Annotated in this window: 18 protein-coding genes; 6 read left to right on the top strand and 12 right to left on the bottom strand. The window is 55.6% G+C overall.

Translation table 11 applies throughout. The annotated features are described in order from the left end of the window. Positions 1–32 precede the first annotated feature (32 nt). Genes WA318_RS19510 through WA318_RS19500 form a run of 3 tightly spaced genes read left to right on the top strand, consistent with a single transcriptional unit; the run spans position 33 to position 3004 of the window. The gene (locus WA318_RS19510; RefSeq protein ID WP_114098200.1) at positions 33–1454 is read left to right on the top strand and encodes a TRAP transporter large permease; all 1422 of its coding nucleotides are present in this window, start codon (positions 33–35) and stop codon (positions 1452–1454) included. Positions 1455–1466: 12 nt separating this feature from the next. After that, positions 1467–2819 (top strand): amidase, encoded by a 1353-nt coding sequence (locus WA318_RS19505; protein WP_114098201.1) that lies wholly within the window; start codon positions 1467–1469, stop codon positions 2817–2819. Next, positions 2819–3004, top strand: a complete 186-nt coding sequence (locus WA318_RS19500; protein ID WP_114098202.1) for a hypothetical protein — start codon at positions 2819–2821, stop codon at positions 3002–3004. Before WA318_RS19505 ends, WA318_RS19500 begins: the two co-directional genes overlap by 1 nt. A 68-nt stretch (positions 3005–3072) precedes the next feature. Here WA318_RS19500 and WA318_RS19495 read toward each other — a convergent pair whose 3' ends face one another. From WA318_RS19495 to ehuR, 9 genes are all read right to left on the bottom strand, one after another. Beyond that, on the bottom strand, positions 3073–3564 hold the full coding sequence (locus WA318_RS19495; protein ID WP_114098203.1) for an Lrp/AsnC family transcriptional regulator: 492 nt from the start codon (positions 3562–3564) through the stop codon (positions 3073–3075). Between the two features lie 2 nt (positions 3565–3566). Then, positions 3567–4565 (bottom strand): N(2)-acetyl-L-2,4-diaminobutanoate deacetylase DoeB, encoded by a 999-nt coding sequence (gene doeB / locus WA318_RS19490; RefSeq protein ID WP_114098204.1) that lies wholly within the window; start codon positions 4563–4565, stop codon positions 3567–3569. Between the two features lie 109 nt (positions 4566–4674). After that, the gene (gene doeA / locus WA318_RS19485) at positions 4675–5856 is read right to left on the bottom strand and encodes an ectoine hydrolase DoeA (protein ID WP_114098205.1); all 1182 of its coding nucleotides are present in this window, start codon (positions 5854–5856) and stop codon (positions 4675–4677) included. Between the two features lie 57 nt (positions 5857–5913). Next, positions 5914–6906: an ectoine utilization protein EutC gene (gene eutC / locus WA318_RS19480; RefSeq protein WP_336083822.1), complete on the bottom strand. Its 993-nt coding sequence runs from the start codon at positions 6904–6906 to the stop codon at positions 5914–5916. A gap of 5 nt (positions 6907–6911) precedes the next feature. Continuing rightward, complete coding sequence (eutB, locus tag WA318_RS19475) at positions 6912–7901, bottom strand: hydroxyectoine utilization dehydratase EutB (protein WP_336083820.1); 990 nt, start codon at positions 7899–7901, stop codon at positions 6912–6914. Continuing rightward, complete coding sequence (locus WA318_RS19470) at positions 7898–8701, bottom strand: maleate cis-trans isomerase family protein (protein WP_114098208.1); 804 nt, start codon at positions 8699–8701, stop codon at positions 7898–7900. Before WA318_RS19470 ends, eutB begins: the two co-directional genes overlap by 4 nt. A 106-nt stretch (positions 8702–8807) precedes the next feature. Further along, positions 8808–10091, bottom strand: a complete 1284-nt coding sequence (locus tag WA318_RS19465; RefSeq protein ID WP_336083817.1) for a TRAP transporter large permease — start codon at positions 10089–10091, stop codon at positions 8808–8810. A gap of 13 nt (positions 10092–10104) precedes the next feature. Next, positions 10105–10686 carry a TRAP transporter small permease gene (locus WA318_RS19460; RefSeq protein WP_258548691.1) on the bottom strand — a complete coding sequence of 194 codons (582 nt, stop codon included), beginning with the start codon at positions 10684–10686 and terminating at the stop codon, positions 10105–10107. A 155-nt stretch (positions 10687–10841) separates the two neighbouring features. Continuing rightward, complete coding sequence (gene ehuR / locus WA318_RS19455; protein ID WP_114098211.1) at positions 10842–12239, bottom strand: MocR-like ectoine utilization transcription factor EhuR; 1398 nt, start codon at positions 12237–12239, stop codon at positions 10842–10844. Between the two features lie 219 nt (positions 12240–12458). On the opposite strand from ehuR, the gene WA318_RS19450 reads away from it, so the two are divergent. After that, complete coding sequence (locus tag WA318_RS19450) at positions 12459–13478, top strand: TRAP transporter substrate-binding protein (RefSeq protein ID WP_114098212.1); 1020 nt, start codon at positions 12459–12461, stop codon at positions 13476–13478. Positions 13479–13598: 120 nt separating this feature from the next. Here the strand turns inward: WA318_RS19450 and WA318_RS19445 are convergent, their stop codons facing one another. Further along, positions 13599–13979, bottom strand: a complete 381-nt coding sequence (locus tag WA318_RS19445; RefSeq protein WP_336083811.1) for a hypothetical protein — start codon at positions 13977–13979, stop codon at positions 13599–13601. Between the two features lie 227 nt (positions 13980–14206). Between WA318_RS19445 and WA318_RS19440 the strand changes: the two genes are divergently transcribed. Both WA318_RS19440 and WA318_RS19435 read left to right on the top strand, forming a co-directional pair. Further along, complete coding sequence (locus tag WA318_RS19440) at positions 14207–14815, top strand: TetR/AcrR family transcriptional regulator (protein ID WP_114098214.1); 609 nt, start codon at positions 14207–14209, stop codon at positions 14813–14815. Between the two features lie 183 nt (positions 14816–14998). Then, positions 14999–15352, top strand: a complete 354-nt coding sequence (locus WA318_RS19435; RefSeq protein WP_114098215.1) for a hypothetical protein — start codon at positions 14999–15001, stop codon at positions 15350–15352. Positions 15353–15473: 121 nt separating this feature from the next. Here the strand turns inward: WA318_RS19435 and WA318_RS19430 are convergent, their stop codons facing one another. Together WA318_RS19430 and WA318_RS19425 are read right to left on the bottom strand one after the other, a co-directional pair. After that, on the bottom strand, positions 15474–16874 hold the full coding sequence (locus WA318_RS19430) for an aspartate aminotransferase family protein (protein ID WP_336083807.1): 1401 nt from the start codon (positions 16872–16874) through the stop codon (positions 15474–15476). Positions 16875–16916: 42 nt separating this feature from the next. Further along, positions 16917–18404, bottom strand: coding sequence for an NAD-dependent succinate-semialdehyde dehydrogenase (locus tag WA318_RS19425; protein ID WP_336083805.1), 1488 nt, complete (start codon positions 18402–18404; stop codon positions 16917–16919). Positions 18405–18436 lie beyond the last annotated feature (32 nt).

Below are 18436 nucleotides of genomic sequence, written 5' to 3'. Positions count from 1 at the left end.
CGCCAGATACGCCCCCGAACGGAGCTTCCAAAGTGATTGACGCACATGTCGCCCTTATGATGTTGGGCATCTTTATTATACTGGTATTTCTGGGTTTTCCGGTTGCCTTTACCCTGATGGCGCTGGGGATCGGATTTGGCTATTACGCCTATTTCGACGACGGCCGCATGTGGCGGGCCTTTAACCGGCTTGCCGAAGACAGTGACACCCTTACATCTGCGATAACGTGGGTTGAAGGGGCGTTTAACAACCGAATATTCGATCTGTTTATCAACCAGACATATACGGTGATGTCCAACGAGGTGCTGACCGCAGTGCCGCTGTTCCTGTTCATGGGGTACATCGTTGAACGTGCCAATATCGTCAACCGGTTGTTCTCCACACTTAACATTGCCGCACGCAACATTCCCGGATCGCTTGGCGTTGCCGCACTTGTGACCTGTGCGCTGTTTGCGACGGCAACCGGGATTGTCGGTGCGGTTGTGACCCTTATGGGGATGCTCGCCCTGCCTGCGATGCTTAAGGCGCGTTACGATAAAAGCTTTGCTGCGGGCATCATTTGTGCCGGCGGGACGCTTGGTATCCTGATCCCGCCATCAATCATGCTGATTGTTTATGCCGCAGCATCGGGTGTGTCGATTGTGCGTCTTTATGCCGGTGCGCTTTTGCCGGGCCTGACCCTTGTCGGTTTGTATCTTTTGTATGTGATGGGCCGCGCAATGTTGCAGCCCAAAGCCGCCCCGCGCCCGACCAGTGATGAAATCCCGGAAGTTCCGCTGCCCAAAGTCCTCTGGATGCTGGCGACATCGTTCTTCCCGCTGGCGTTCCTTATTCTGGCGGTTCTGGGTTCGATCCTGTTTGGTCTGGCCACTCCGACCGAGGCAGCATCGATTGGTGCGCTTGGCGGGATGATCCTTGCGGCGGCATATCGCGCGCTGACCTTTGATCGTCTGCGTGAGTCGGTTTATCTGACCGTTCGGACATCGGCCATGGTGTGCTGGCTGTTTGTCGGTTCCTATACCTTCTCGTCTGTGTTCTCCTATCTTGGCGGGGAACATGTGATTGCCGAATTCGTTGGCGGTCTTGACCTGACGCCGCTTCAGTTCCTGTTGCTTGCACAGCTGATCATCTTCCTGCTGGGCTGGCCGCTGGAATGGTCGGAAATCATCATCATCTTTGTTCCGATCTTCCTGCCGCTGTTGCCGCTGTTTGATATTGATCCGCTGTTCTTTGGCATTCTTGTTGCCCTGAACCTTCAGACTTCGTTCCTGACCCCGCCCATGGCCATGTCGGCCTATTACCTCAAAGGGGTGGCACCAAGCGGGTTGTTGCTGACCGATATCTTCAAGGGGATCATGCCGTTCCTGTTCATGGTGATTGTCAGCATGGTTCTGATGTATGCGTTCCCGCAAATCGTGTTCCATCTGCCCGATCTGTTCTATGGCGCACGGTAAGGGGATCGATTGATGAGCAGCATTCATCCGTTACTGACACTTGATGTCGTCGAATTGCGGGACCGCCTTGCCAGCGGGGCGGTCCGTGCAGTCGAATATGTCGAGGCGTGTCTTGCCCGGATCGCCGAGGTCGAGCCACAGGTGCAGGCATGGGCATGGCTTGACGGTGATCATGCCCTTGCCCAGGCGCGTGCCCTTGATGCCCGTCGTCAATCAGGTGCCCCGATCGGCCCGCTTCATGGTCTGCCGGTAGGACTGAAAGACGTTATTGATACGGCAAAAATCCCGACATCAAATGGCACACCACTTGATGAGGGCCGGGTGCCCGAGGAAGACGCTGTTCTGGTTTCGCGTCTTAAGGCGGCCGGTGCGATCATTATGGGCAAGACGGTCTCGACCGAGCTTGCCTTTATGCATCCGTCCAAAACCCGCAACCCGCACAACCCGGAACATACACCGGGCGGATCATCCGCCGGATCGGCAGCAGCGGTGGCCGCAGCCATGGTGCCATTGGCGGTGGGAACCCAGACCGGCGGATCGGTCATCCGTCCGGCATCGTTTTGCGGTGTGGTCGGGTTCAAACCGACATTCGGGGCAATTGCCCGAACCGGTGTGCTAAGCCAAAGTCCGACCCTTGATACAATCGGTGTTTTTGCCAGTTCGATCAACGGGGCTGCGATGGTTGCGGAAAGCCTGTTTGGCTATGACGCGAAAGACCCGGCAACCACACCAAGCCCGACGCCGCGCTTGCTTGATATTGCCAAAAGCGATCCGCTGGTGACCCCGATGTTTGCCTTTGTCCGTCCGCCGCAATTCGAGGAGGTCGCGGACGAGGAAAGCATTCTGGCGTTTGGCGAAATTACCAGCATGCTTGGTGATCAATGCTTTGAAACACCATTGCCAAAGGCCTTTGATGATGCGGCTTCGCTTCGGGCCAGAATCAATTTTGCCGAAATGGCCAAAGATTATTACGGCTATGAAAAGCGTGGCCGCGATCAGTTGTCGCCTGAAATTCTTGAGGCAATTGACAAGGGCAATGACGTCAAGGCCCGTGATTATCTGGCGGCCCTTGACTGGCGCAAGGTGTTGAATGCGGGACTGGACGAAGTGTTTAAGCGGTGTGATGCAATTATCACCCCGGCGGCACCCGGACCCGCCCCGGCAAGCCTCAGGACCACGGGCAACCCGATCTTTAACGGGCTTTGGACATTCTGTGGCACCCCGGCTGTGACCATTCCGCTGTTATGGTCGCAAAACGGTATGCCGATCGGTGTTCAGCTTGTCGGGCGGATTGGCGATGATGCGCGGTTGATGCGCACAGCGAACTGGTTGAACAAATTTCTGAAAGCTCAGGAGGACGCGTGATGCAAAACAGTCTTTTAAATCGTGTCATGGCCTTGCTGGCCTTTGTCGTCCTTGTCGGATTTGTCGGCATTCTGGTGGTCTATGTGCCGCGCTGGGATCTTGGCATCATGGTCGCATTGTGCGTCGGGCTTGCCGGATGGGATATCTGGCATGTTGCGATGGGCCACAAGGAAGACAAGCACTGATCTGTCGGGGAAACCCGAAAGATGCAAGAAAACTGAGGAGGCAGGAACATGTTCCTGCCTCTTTTTTGTTATTTCCGGTCAGGGGTGGTGACAAGGTTTTCAATCGGCGGGATTGATGTGACCTTGACCTTTTTGGTGACGATATAGGTGAAATACCGGTCAATCCCGATATCGGACACCAGCAACCGGTCGATCAGGCGCTGATAGGCATCAACGTCATGGCACAGCACCTTGAGCATGTAATCGACCCCGCCGCCAAGTGCATAGCATTCGATGATTTCGGGGATGTCCTGCACGGCCTTTTCGAAGATTTCGAAATCGGCATGCTGGTGATGACGCAGGGTGACTTCGGTCATCACCAATGTCGGTTTGACCAGTTTTTCCAGATTGATATGGGCGTGATATCCGGAAATGACGCCAAGGTCTTCAAGGCGTTTCAGGCGTTCCCAGCACGGACTTGGCGAAAGGTTCACCGCCTCGGCCAGCTTGACCTTGGTGATGCGCCCTTCGCGTTGCAGGGTTTTGAGGATTTTCAGATCCAGCTCATCCAGCCTGACCATGATCAGAGTACCTCGGCAATCACGGCCAGACAGTCCCCCGTCTTGATCAGCCCGGGGAAGTGACGACACGATAGAATACCATCGCGCGGGGCATGATATTCACGTGGTTCTGTGCCAGTGCGTTCAACATCATAGATGCGGGCAATCAGATCACCCTTCCTGACCATGGCACCCAGATCAACACAGGGTTCGAACAGGCCGGTTGCCTCGGATGCGACAAAGCAATTGTCATCAGGCATATCAAGCATTGTGGTGCCATCCGGTGCAGGATCGATATCACCTGACATGATGCCCGCATGGATCAGGATGTTGCGCACACCGCGATCGGCAATGGCAACCCGTTCTGCGGTGGTTGACCCGCCACCCCCCAGTTCGGTGGTGACAAAGGTTTTGCCTGCTTCCTCGACCACGGTGTCAAACATGCCAACCGCATCAAGTTCAAGCATCATCATGGCATAGGGGGCGCCAAAAGCCTTCATCGCGGCAACGCAACGGGCTTCCTGTTCCTTGTCAGGCAGGACATGGGCCGCCGCAAACGGGATGAAATCAAGCGTCTTGCCGCCGGAATGGATATCAAGAACGATATCGGCCCCGGGCACCAGATAGCGCAGGATATAATCCGCAATTTTTTGCGTCACGGTGCCATCAGGCTTGCCGGGATAGGACCGGTTCATGTTGCCTGCATCAATCGGGGAGGTGCGCGACGCACTGCGAAATGCCGGATAGTTCATGGCAGGCAGGATGATCACGCGTCCGCGGATATCCGCGGGTTCAAGCGACCCTGCCAGTTTGAAAAGCGATACCAGCCCTTCATATTCGTCACCATGGTTGCCACCGGTCAAAAGGGCAGTGGGGCCATCGCCATTTTGAACAACCGTGATCGGGATCATCACGGCCCCCCATGCGGAATCGTCGCGCGAATAGGGCAGCTTTAAAAAGCCGTGATGGACGCCATCCTGATCAAGCGGGATCGTCGGGCTGATGGGTGATGGTTTTGTCATGGCCGTATCCTTGAAAAAAGCCCGGTCACGCGACCGTCGTTCCCGGGCTGTGGTATCGGGCACCGGATATCTGGTGTTGCACAAATAATCCGGTGCGGCGTTGATCGGGCTAGTTCTTGACGAACAGCTGGCGCGGATAACTGGTCAGTGTTTTGCTGCCGGTCTCCGTGATCATCATGCTTTCGGTGATCTCGATCCCCCAGTCATCAAACCAGAGGCCCGGCATGAAGTGGAATGTCATGCCCGGTTCAAGAACCGTGCGATCACCGGGACGCAGGCTCATGGTACGTTCGCCCCAGTCTGGCGGATAGGAAAGACCGATCGGATAGCCACAGCGACTGTCTTTTTCGATGCCGTATTTCTGAAGAACGCCAAAGAAGGCAAGTGCGATATCTTCGCAGACATTCCCCGGCTTTGCGGCTTCCAGCCCGGCCTGAAGGCCTTCGATCAGGGCGTTTTCGGCATCAAGGAAACGCTGATCGGGATCGCCAAGATAGATCGTGCGCGAAAGCGGCGCGTGATAGCGCTTGTAGCAACCGGCAATCTCGAAAAATGTCCCGGCATTGCCCGGAATGGGTTTTTCATCCCAGGTCAGATGCGGGGCGCTGGCATCCTGTCCGGATGGCAGCAACGGCACAATTGCCGGGTAATCCCCGCCAATCCCGTCAATGCCGGCGATGCCGGTACGGAAGATTTCAGCAACCAGTTCGTTCTTGCGCATGCCCGGCTCGACGATTTCGAAAATGCGTTCATGCATGTTTTCGACGATGCGTGCGGCCTGGCGCATATAGAAAATCTCGGTCTCGGATTTTACGGCGCGCTGCCAGTTCACCAGTGCGGTTGCATCGGTGAATTTGGCGTTTGGCAGATGCGTTTGAAGCTGAAGGAAAGCCTTGGCAGAGAAATAGTAGTTATCCATTTCCACACCGATCCTGCGCGCGCCCCAACCGCGATGCTCGATCACCTCGGCAAGGTAATCCATCGGGTGATGGGTGGTTGATTGCACATAGTAATCGGCATAGGGAATGATGCGATCATGGGTCATATAGACCGTGCGCTTTGCGCCATTGGCGTCTTGGGATCGCCCGAACCAGATCGGGTCGTCTTCGATCGGGACAAGCACACATTGATGGACATAAAAGGACCAGCCATCATAGCCGGTCAGCCAGGCCATGTTTGACGGATCGGTCACGATCAAAAGATCGAGACCCTTCTCCACCATGGCGTTTTTGGTTTTCTCCAGACGCTCGGCATATTCCTCGCGCGTGAAATTCAATTCAACCTGGCTCATCGCAGGCCTCCAAAAAAGGCGGGTTTCAGTTTTTCCTGACCCATGTTCCTTGTGTTGTTAAGACGATATCTCGACACCAGCGTTGGCTGCGTCACAGCGTTCGCGGGCGAGGGTGGCGATTGCGGTGTCCTGGACACCGGTTCCGGTCAGGTCACAGACCGTCATCTGGCGGGCAGATGTTCTTCCCGCAGCAGATTTGGCGATGACCTGTCCAAGTTCGGGGAATGTGTCGTCCGTACCGACAATTCCGGCATCAATGGCATGATGAAGTTCGCCAAGGATGCGTGTTTGCGCCTGACTGTCGCAGACATAAAGGTCTGCCTTGCCAATCAGGGCAGGATCGATTTCGTTTTTGTGTTCGGCATCCGACCCCATGGCGGTGACATGGGTGCCAGCGGCAACCCAGTCGGCCATCAGAACCGGTTCACGGGCCGGGGTAGTGGTGACAATGATGTCGGCACCCGATGCCGCGTCCTTGCCATCGGTGGTGGCCGTTACCGGAATGCCAAGTTCCCGTGAAGCTGCCTTGGCGCAGGCTTCGGCCTTGGCGATGTCACGGGCCCAAATGGTTGCCGATGTAATGTCGCGCACCAGCGTCAGCGCCTTAAGCTGCAAGCGGGCCTGAACACCGGCGCCGAAAATTGCGGCATGTCTGGCATCAGGTCGTGCAAGGTGCTTTGCCGCCACACCACCGGCGGCGGCGGTGCGGATATCGGTCAGATAGCCGTTATCGAGCAGGACGGCTTCAAGCATGCCGGTTTTTGATGAAAACAGGTTCATCATGCCATTGACCGATGGCAGACCCAGTTTCGGATTGTCAAAAAAGCCCGGGCTTATTTTGATGGCAAAGCCGTCAAGGCCCGGAACATAGGCGGTTTTGACATCGACCTCGCCATTATATTCGTCGATATCCAGACGCAGGATCGGCGGCATCCGGACATCCCTGGTCGCCAGCGCATGAAAGGCGTTTTCGACACAGGTGATCGCATCCATATCAAGATCAATCACCTTGCGAAGGTCGCTTTCGGTCAGAATTCTGATTTGGGGCATATCGGTTACTCCGCCATCAGGTCGACGTCTTCGCCGCCAGCAATGCGTTTATGCAATGCCATGTCGATATTGCAGCCCGTGGTCAGAACAACCGTCTGGCCGGGATTATCAACCAGTCCGGCACGCAGGGCTGCGATACCAACGGCACCTGCCCCCTCGATCACCTGCTGGTCATCGTGGTAGGCGGCGCGAATGCCATCGGCAATCTGGGCTTCATTGACCAGAACGAAATCGTCGGTCAGATCAGCACACATATCGAAGGTGTATTGATTGTTTTCACCAATGCCGCCGCCAAGGCTGTCGGCAAGGGTCGGAAGTTCCCGGACTGCGGTGGGTTTGCCTTCCTGAAGGCTTGTGATCATCGCGCAGCCGCGTTCCATCGAAATGCTAACCACCCGGATGCCCGGATTGATCGATTTGGCCACCAGCGCCACACCGGCAAGAAGCCCGCCACCTGACAATGGCACCAGAAGGGTGTCAACGTCTGGCAGGGCTTCGATCACCTCAAGGCCCAATGTCCCCTGACCGGCAATGATGTCGGCATGGTCAAAGGGCGGCAGCATGGTCATGCCGTCTTGCTTAACAAGGCGATCAACCTCGTGCTGGGCTTCATCCTGTGACCGGCCGATGATGCGGACTTCTGCCCCTTGGGCGCGGATACCATCAACCTTGTTTTGCGGGACCAACTCGGACATGCAAATCACCGAGCGCACCCCGGCATTGCGCGCCGCATAGGCAAGGGCGCGACCATAATTGCCCGTGGATACACCAACCACGCCCTTGGCCTTCTGGGCATCGCTCAAGCGCAATACGGCATTGGCCGCACCGCGCAGCTTGAAGCTGCCGGTATATTGTTGCTGTTCACATTTGAGCCAGACCGGGCTGCCCACCAGTTCGGAAAGGGCGGTGGACGGACGCAACGGCGTATGGATCACATGACCCGCAATGGTTTTGCGGGCAGAAAGAACATCCGCAAATGTGATGGGGTCTTTCATGAGGCCTCGACTTGTTCTTCGGGTTGTGGGGCATGGTCAAACAGGGTTCCGAACCCTGTGACCGGTTTGTCATAGCCAAGCAGATGAAGCGCATGCCAGATCAGGGCCTGATTGCTGGTGATCACCGGTTTGCCCAGTTGCTGTTCTGCTTTGGCGGCAATTTCGGCAGACCGAATGGCGGTGCAGGAAATGAACACAGCATCGGCATCGGGTGTATCGACCTTCAAGGCTGCTTCAAGCAGGGCACTTGGCGGCAAAGCGGTCATATCAAGATCGCTATCAAGGCCAAATCCCATCATCCGGGTGGCCTCAAAGCCTCTGGCGGTAAAGCCAGAGGCAACCGATTGCGTTACTTCGGCAAGATAGGGGGTGACGATGGCAATTTTTTGCGCACCCACAGCACGCAATGCCAGTTCGCTTGCAAGCATCGGATTGGTGACGCGCACGCCGGGCATTCCCTGATTGATCAGTTCGGCGATCTTGTCCGATCCGGTAACCGCCGTTCCCGATGTGCAGCCGAAAATGACAACATCAACACCATAACCGGGCATCAGGGTCCGTGCCGCGCGCGGCAGATCGGCTGCCATTGAACGCAGGTTCTCAACGGTGACCGGATTGGCATTTTCGATGCGTGTGGTGAACAGGCGCACATCATCGGGCAGGATGTTGCGCAGGTCATCCTCGCTATTGAAGTCAGTCGCCAGTGTGATCAGCCCGATCTTTCCCGCCGGTCCAACGGGGTCTGGAAAATAGGGCAGGTCTACCGGCTCTGGCGTGACCGCTGGGGATACGGACATCATCCTGAACTCCATGGATGGGGTGGTCCTGCTGGCACGTGGGGACCACCCCGGTTTCACTTGTTATCGAGTATGTTTCCGGGACGTCCCGGTCCTGTTCCGGCTTTGCCTAGTGGAAGGCAAGCTCGGGCAGGAACAATGCGATTTGCGGAATGAAAATCAGAATCACGGCTGCAAGCAGCAGCATGAAAATGAAAGGTGGCGTTCCGCGAATGACCTCGGCATAGGGTCGCCTGAAGATCGCAATTGCCGTAAAGATATCGCACCCGAATGGCGGTGTGGCTGACCCGATGGCGACCTGCAAGGTAACCAGTGTACCGACCAGAACCGGATCCAGACCGGCAGCATTGACCAGCGGCATGAAGATCGGGGTCAGAACCAGAATGACGACAATCGGGTCAACGAACATGCAGCCGACAAAGAAGGCGATGCAGATCGCCGCCAGAATGACATAGGGATGTGCCCCTTCAAGACCCAGGGCACCGATCACATGTTGCGGAATCTGGGCAAAGGAAATCACAAACGAGAATGTCGTGCCTGCGCCAACCAGAATAAACACAACAGCCGTGATCAGGCCGGTTGATCGCGCGATTTCAAGAAGCTCGGACCATTTGACCGATTTGAAAATGATCACTTCAAGGATGATGGCATAGACCACGGCGACCGCTGCGACCTCGGTCGGGCTGACCCAGCCCAGATAGATGCCGCCGACGATCAGAACCGGGAACATGATGGCAGGACCGGCATTGACCACAGCACGACCGCGTTCCGCCCAGGTCATGCGCGGAATGGTCGGAATGTTGTGCTTCTTGGCGTAATACATGCAGTAAAGCGAGAACATGATCAGGATCAGAATGCCCGGACCAATGCCTGCGAGGAACAGCTCGCCAATCGAGACTTTGCCAACAACGCCAAAGACGATCATGCCGATGGATGGCGGGATCAGAAAGGCAATGTCACTGGCGTTAATGATCAGTGCGATGGCGAATTTGTCTTCGTAACCGGCCTTGAGCATCTTGGGACGCAGCGGTCCGCCCATGGCGACCACAGTCGCCTGCGTTGAACCAGACACCGCGCCGAACATTGTGCAACCAAGTGCGGTGGTTACGGCAAGACCGCCCCGGACATGGCCGACAAAGGTCATGGCAAGATCAATCAGCCGGTTGGCTGTATGGCCCTTTGTCACGATGTCAGCGGCGAAGATGAACATCGGCACGGCAATCAGGGCAACAGGCGAGATGCCCGTCACCATTTGCTGGATCAGAATGCGTTCGGGAATGGGCATGTAAAAGGCGAATGCCACAACACTGGCAGTCGCAAGCGGGACCATCATCGGGAAGCCGAGTACCAGCAGGACCAGCATCACCAGAAGGATTGAGGTTCCTAAATCCATTTTTCCGTCCTCCTTACAGGTGATGATCTTCGGCTTCGAACGTGTCTTCGACCCGATAGGACAGATGCGTGCCGGGTTTGAAGATGTTCGTCGCAGCAGCGAACAGGAACTGAATGCCGGTAACGGTCAGACCGAACGGAACCCAGAGGACGGTGAAGTAATAGGGAATGCGCAAGGCCGGTGTCAGTCGGTTCGACTTGATCAGCGACATCACATAATCAACAGAATACCAGGCCAGCAGGAACAGAAGGCATGCGGTGCCCGTGGTGATGATAATCATCATGATCTTGCCCGACTTCGGGCCAAGCATATCGGTAAAGGCCGACATGCGAATGTGGCGCCCCATGCGGGCCGCCTCGCTAATGCCGACAAAAGTAACAAGAATAATCAGAAACTGATTGAGCTCTTCGGAAAAGAAGATGCTCGAACTGAACCCGAGACGCATGATCACGTTGGCGACGGTATTGACCGCCATGATCACGATGCTCCACCCCAGAAGCTGGCGCTCGATCACGGATAATCCGTCATCAAGATGTTTCAGAATGCCCAGCACCCCGCCACTCGGGGCGGGGGTCTCCCCGTTAGAACCTGACATACGACCTCCTTGATGCGCGTGCGAGACATTGTTGCAGAACGTGCTGTGCGGTGAATGGTTCCCTCCCACACGTGTTGTCGTTCGCTTCGCGCCGGTTTGGTCAGAATAAAAACGCTTTGTCGCGGTTCAATCAGATTTTTGTCATGACACAAAAATCAATACATAACGTCGAAGGCATGGACCCCGGGCATCTGTTCCATCGTATGGCGGATTTGCATCAGGGCGTGATGCAGGGTCGGGGTGTCAGGCGCACCACCAAGGCAGATGCGGATGGCATTCGGGCGGGGAACCTTGACCGTCATGAACGGGTCGGAAATCGTGACGGCAATGCCGTTTTTACGCAATTCCGAGGCGAACCATTCTTCCTGCCAGTGGGCCGGAATTCGGACCCAGGCGCTGAGCGATGTCGGGTGATGGCGCACAACTGCACTTCCCAAAACCTCTGCGACAAGGGCCTGTCTTTCGCGCATCAGGGCACGCTGGACCGTAACGGCCTGTTCGACGGTTCCATCGGCAATCCAGCGTGCCCCGATCTCGGCCATCAATGGAGTCCCCATCCATCCGGTGACACGCAAAACGCTGCTGGCACGAATCGAAAGGTGCTGTGGCACGGTCAGAAAACCGGTCCGAAGGCCGGGCATGACGATCTTGGTCAGGCTTGAAACATGGAAACCAAGCTTGGGCAGGAAGCTTGTGATGGGCGGCAGGTTCTGTTCCAGAAGCGGGCGATAGACGTCGTCTTCTATCACATAGACACCGTAATGTTCGGCAATCTCGGCGATCTTTTTACGGCGTTCAAGACCCATCAGACAGTTGGTCGGATTGGTGAAAACCGGTGTGACGACAAGCGCACGGATCTGTCGATGCTGACATTCCCGTTCAAAGGCGTCAGGCAGGATGCCTTCGTCATCGGTTGGCAGGGCACCAAGCTTGAAGCGCAGGATACTGGCCGTTCCGATCACGCCATGATCGGTCAGGCTTTCGGTCAGGACAACATCATCAGGCTGCACAACTGTGGCAAGGGCCGTAAAGACGCCCTGTGCCGCGCCGTTGGTCACCAGCAGGTTGGGAATGGCAACATCAACGCCATATCCGGCAAGCCATGTGCGGCCGATTTCACGGTGATATTCGAACCCGGCAACCGGTCGGCAGCTTTCCATCCAGCCATGATGGGGTTCTTCGGCAAGGCGTGCGTGGACCTGGCGTGACAGGTCATTGTGAAAATCGGTATAGGCTGCGCGCACGATCGAAAGATCGATCAGGTCAGGCTGGCGGCTATCAAGGATGAAGGTCGAAGCCCGGTCGGTCAGGCGGGCCTGAACAAAGGTCCCGCGTCGCCGTTCGGAGCGCAAATAGCCCTGTCTTTCGACTTCCTTATAGGCCGCACTTACTGTCTGGACGCTGACTTTCAGGCGATAGGCCAGTTCGCGATGCGTCGGCATCCGGACATCGTGACGCAAGCGACCCGATTCGATGTCGGTGATGATCGCTTCGACCAATGCCTTGTATTTCGGGCCTGTTTCGCCGCTGAGATTGATGTCTGGCAGCCACATGGTTCGATTCCCACCCTCTGTGTTTTGCCGAACCCTAACATGAGCTGCGGGTTAATGTGTAGACGTCAATGTTATTTTGTCATGAAACAAAACTAACATTGACCTGATGCAGGAACATTTCAACACTTTGCGCGTTCATGACATTGATGTGCCAACTAAACGCCCCTGATTCCGGGTCAATACTCGGTCGTTGCGCGTAACAATAAGGGAGACTTCGATATGAGTTTGAACAAACTCTTAAAGGCGACCCTGTCTGCTGCCGCCCTGTTCGCAGTAGCCGGGACCGCTGTCCATGCTGAAGAATGGAAATTCGCCCACGAGGAAAGCCCTGGTGATGTTCAGGACCTTTATGCCCAGGAATTCAAACGCCTGGTGGAAGAGAAGACCAATGGTGATGTGACGGTTACCATCTACACCTATGGTCAGCTTGGTACTGAAAATGACATTACAGAACTGACGGCCGCGGGTGCGGTTCAGTTCTCGAACGCGTCGCCGGGCCATCTCGGTACGTTCGTTCCGGAAATTCAGGTCTTTGGTGTTCCGTATCTGTTGTCGCAGGACAACGACGTGAACAAGAAAGTCCTTTCAGGCAGCCCGACCATTTATGATGGTCTGGGCAAGGATTTCGAGTCCAAGGGGCTTAAACTCTATACCATGTATCCGGAAGGTGAAATGGTCTGGACCACCAAGAAAGAAGTCAAGGAACCGGCTGATTTCGATGGTGTGAAATTCCGTGTGATGACTTCTCCGATCCTGATCGAGACTTATAAATCGTTTGGTTCGGATCCGGTTGCACTGCCATGGGGCGAAGTTTATTCGGGTCTTCAGACCAGCGTTATCGACGCCCAGGTCAACCCGATCTTCTTCATCGAAAGTGCAAAATTCTATGAAGTTACCGACTACCTGATCTATGCCGGTCAGCAGCAATACACGACCACCGTTGTATCAAATGCCGATTTCTATGCAGGTCTGTCGGACGAGCGCAAAGCGATGCTTGCAGAAGTGAAGGCCGAACTGGATGACTTCATTTACGAAGCCCAGAAGAAAGCCAACGATTCTGCACTTGAGCGCATCAAGAAAGCCAAGCCTGACATTGAAGTCATTCGTCTGAATGACCAGCAGCGCGCTGCTTTCAAGGAAGCGTCCAAAGGCATTGGCGCATCGCTGGTTGAGGAAGTTGGTGGTGACACCAAGGAAGTTCTCGACTCCCTGCGCAAGGAATTCGGTACGGCAATGTAAGGGTTCTGCCCCTTATACGACCTGAATTGCAAAACCCCCGCAAATCGGATTTGCGGGGGTTTCTTTTCTGCAGAGTTTGCTCGTGGGGGTTGTTCGCGGGGTTTGCTCGTGGAGGGGCAGTTAGCCACCATTATTGATGCGAAGCGGACTCGTAAGCGTGATGGCAGCAAACAGGGCGGCCGAGATGATCACCATCAGCGATCCTGCCTTTGCCAGTTCTTCGGCGCCGGTCTGATGGGCGATGGCAATGCCGATTCCCATGATAATCGAGCCGGGAATGGCAAACAGAACCTGCAGGCGGGCCAGACGAAGGCGGGCGACACCAGCCAGATGATAATAGGTGCCATATAGCGCCAGACTGACCCATCCCAGAAGGCTGAGATGGGCATGTGCGGCAAGGTTGCTGTGGTCTCCGCTAATCGCCATTTGCAGCCCCCAAAGCATTCCGGCAAGTGCGATGAGAGCCGAACTTGTCCAGCAAATGCGCGGTAAATTGTTCATGAAGATGATCCCTATTCATGTTAATTTTGATCTCCAATTTCGAAACTGTACCGTTCAGTTTCAATTTTGGCAAATGATAAGTTGTGGCAATGTCGGTCATGGCAATAAAAGGGAATTTGCAAAAACGAAACTGTCCCGTTTCGCGTTTCTGGTCGAAACTGACCACCCACATTGCCGTGCCGTGCATTCGGGGATGTGTCCAACCGGATTAACGAAAGGCAAACGCCGTGCGCCTGCCAACGACTCCCAAACAACAGGAACGCTTCGACCGTATTCTTGAGGCGGCAGCGCAGGAACTTCTTGATATGCGCGATGACAGCACGGCGGTTGATCGTATTGCCCAGCGATCAGGTACATCCAAGGCAACCATTTACCGGTATTTCGGAGACAAAACCGGACTGGAACGTGCGATGGTTGCGTGGCTTTGCGAGCGCGCCCGTGATCCGCTTGAAGACATTGTACCCGATCCCGACAATCCACGGACAACGATGATTGCGATCGGTACGGCATTTGCCCACGGGGTTCTGAACCGTAACGTCATGGATCTGCATCGCTATGTGGTGGCCCGTGCATCTAAGCATCCGGAACTGGGACAGATATTCTGGGAAGCCGGGCCAGAGCGGACATACGGGGCAGCATCGCGATTGATTGCAGCCCTTGATTTGCCCGACCATCTGCGCGCTGTTTCGTCCCGACAGCTGGGAGAATATTTTCTGAACATGCTGACTGGTAGCCTGCAGTTATCCTATTTCTGTCTGGGTGAAAGCGTTTTTGTGACCGATGACATGGACCAGCGTATCGAAAATGCCGTTACCGCCCTTGGACTGGTTTCCTGAGGCGCCAGCTTCTTCCCGCCAGTAGCAGTCACACCACACTATCCTGTCCCGTCATGGAGAGGCCCGTTTATGTGCCTGGCCGTTGCCTGATTTTGGCAAGGCATGGGCTTTACAAAACGGGCCTAACTGACATGAAAGGAAAAGACTGTGACTTGTTTTAACTTTCGGAAATGGACGCTTGGCATGGCGTTCATGCCCCTTTTGCTGGGGGCTTTGGTGCTTGCCGTGCCGTCATCTTCGGCGATGGCGGATGTTTATTCGCCAAATGGCGTTTTGCTGAGTTCGGCAGAATGGAAAGAAGCATCAACCGATGGCAAGAAGGTGACGGTGCGGGATGCGCTGACCAATTCGGCCAGCCGCATGATCACAAGCGGGGTCAAGGGTGTGAATGGTTATACCCTGACCGTGATGTCCTTCTGGTCTGACTCGCCAGACGGGGACGAGCTTGTCATTGAAGTTCGCCAGAACGGCAGTGTCAAAGCCACCTGCGAGGTAAGCTCCACCAAAACAGGTACGACCTACGAGACCACCTGCTAGGTCGCGGTGATCGTCGATATATACGAAAGCAGGGGCCGGTCATGGGCCCGGCCCCTGTCATTCCGTCGCACCAAAAAGAAGATCGGTGCGACGGGCATTTGATTATCCGAAACAGACAGTTCTACTTGCCTGCTGCGACTTCGTCGGCGACGGCATCAACAGCCTGTTTGGCGATGTCGACCACCTTGTCGATTTCGGCTTTGGTGATGCAAAGCGGCGGTGCAAAGCCAAGAATGTCACCGTGCGGCATGGCACGTGCGATCATGCCGCGTTCAAGGCAGGCCGCCGAGACGCGCGGACCGATCTTGGCGTTCGGGTCAAAGCGTTCTTTTTTGGTTTTGTCGGCAACAAACTCAAGTGCGGCCATCAGGCCAACACCGCGTGCTTCACCAACCAGCGGATGATCCTTGAAGGTTTCACGCAAGAGATGCTGGAAATAGCCGCCAGTTTCTGCGGCATTGCCTGTAAGGTTTTCACCATCAACGATATCAAGGTTGGCGTTGGCGGCTGCGGCGCAAACCGGATGTGCGGAATAGGTCCAGCCATGACCAATCGGACCCATCTGATCCGATCCCTGTTCCAGAACCTTCCAGACGCGTTCGCCGATGATCACGCCCGAAAGCGGCAGGTAGCCCGACGACACACCCTTGGCAATCGTGATCAGGTCCGGCTTCATGCCGTAATGCTGCGACCCGAAATAGGAACCGGTACGGCCAAACGCGGTGACAACTTCGTCAGCTACCAGAAGCACATCATATTTGTTCAGAACGGCCTGGATGGCATCCCAATAGCCTTCTGGCGGGGTGATGATGCCGCCCGTGCCCATGACCGGTTCGCCAATGAAGGCGGCAACGGTTTCCGGACCTTCGCGCAGGATCATTTTTTCAAGATCATCGGCACAACGCTTGGCGAACTCGGCTTCGGTTTCGCCTGCTTCGGCATTCCAGTAATGGTGCGGGCAGGTGGTATGAAGAACGGGCGCGCGCGGAAGATCAAATGCATTGTGGAATGCGGCAAGGCCGGTCAGGCTGCCGGTCATGATGCCCGAACCATGATAGCCGCGCCAGCGCGAGATGATCTTTTTCTTCTGCGGCAGACCGCGGATATTGTTGTAGTACCAGATCAGCTTGATATTTGTTTCATTGGCATCCGATCCCGACATTCCGTAATAGACACGCTGCATGCCTTCAGGCGCACTTTTGACGATACGGTCCGAGAGGCGAATGATCGGCTCGTTACTATGGCCGACATAGGTGTGGTAATAGGCCAGTTCCTTTGCCTGGGCATAAATCGCATCGGCGACTTCGGTACGGCCATAGCCGATATTTACGCAATAAAGACCGGCAAAGGCATCAAGGGTTTGTTTGCCTTCGGTGTCGTGAATATAGATGCCCTTGCCACCGTTGATGATACGGTTCGGGGTTTCACCTGCGGCGTGCTGGCGCATGTGGGTCGACGGATGCATGAAATGCGCCCGATCCATTTCCTGCAGGTCGGCCGTGGTATTTTTGATGACATTCATTTTGCTTCTCCCATGTGAACGCGGTGGTCAAAGAAGCGCGCATTACGCGTTGTAAGCGGCGCAGACATATTTGAGTTCAGTAAATTCTTCGAGGCCGTGGCGCGATCCTTCGCGGCCAAGACCGGACTGCTTGACGCCGCCAAACGGAATGGGGGCACCGGTGATCTTCACGCAATTAAGGGCAACCATGCCATATTCCAGAGCGTTGGATACGCGCGCGGCACGGTCGTAGTCCTTGGTCAGCAGATAGGCAGCAAGTCCGTATTCACTGTCATTGGCCTGTGCAATGACGTCGGCTTCGGTATCAAACGCCATGACCGGGGCAACCGGGCCGAATGTTTCTTCGCGATAGATTTGCATGTCGCTGGTGACATCGGCAAGAAGGGTCGGGGCATAAAACAGACCGCCCATCTTCTTGCCGCCAATCAGAACCCGCGCCCCCTTTGCACGCGCATCTTCGACATGTTCAATGCACTTGGCCACAGCACGATCGTGCATCAACGGGCCGATTTCGACATGTTCCTCAATCCCGTTGCCAACCCGAAGGCCTGCGATTGCCTTGGCATATTTATCAAGGAACGCGTCATAGATTCTACGCTGGACAAAAATGCGGTTCGCTGCAAGACAATCCTGACCACTGGTGGCGAACTTTGCATTGATCGCATGCGAGACGGCTTCGTCGATATCGACATCATCAAACACGATGAAGGGCGCGTGGCCACCAAGTTCCATCGACATTTTCTTGATGGTTTGTGCGCCCTGCGACAGCAATAAACGGCCAACCTCGGTCGAACCGGTGAAGGACAATGCACGTACCAGCGGGTTGCCGCACAGCTCGCCGACGACCGGGTTCGGATCACCCGTGATGACGTTAAACACGCCTGCAGGAATACCTGCGCGTTCGGCCAGCTCGGCAAGGGCGGTGGCCGAGAACGGGGTCTCGGTTGCCGGACGCACAATCATGGTGCAGCCTGCTGCCAATGCGGCGGCGGCCTTGCGCGTGATCATTGCACAGGGGAAATTCCAAGGCGTCACGGCGGCGGTAACGCCAATCGGTTCACGCTTGACCGTCATGTTGCGATTGGGCAGGTGCGATGTGATGTTTTCGACATTCACACGCTTTGCTTCTTCGGCATAGAAGGAGACAAAGCTTGCCGCGTAATCGATTTCACCACGGGCTTCATTGATCGGCTTGCCCTGTTCCAGGGTCATCAGCAAAGCCAGGTCTTCCCTGTTTTCGATCAGAAGATCATGCCAGCGGCCAAGTGCCTCTGCGCGTTGCTGTGGCAACAAGCCTGCCCATGCCGGAAAGGCTGCGCGTGCAGCAGCAATTGCCTTGCGGGTTTCAAAGACACCCATGTTCGGAACGGTGCCGATAAAGCTTCCGTCGAACGGGTTGGTAACCTCGATAACCTGAAGATTGTCTGCCGAGCACCAGCGACCATCGATATAGGCGTATTCGCGCAGCAGCCGCAGATCGGCAAGCTGGCCTAACGACACGCAACGCTGTTCTTTTGATTGTGCCGTCATGCGGACCTCCTTGAAAACCGGTCGACACATCG

The sequence above is a fragment of the Thalassospira sp. CH_XMU1448-2 genome (genome assembly GCF_037027285.1).
Taxonomy (GTDB): Bacteria; Pseudomonadota; Alphaproteobacteria; order Rhodospirillales; family Thalassospiraceae; genus Thalassospira; species Thalassospira profundimaris_C.
This window is presented reverse-complemented; position numbering and strand designations above follow the sequence as displayed.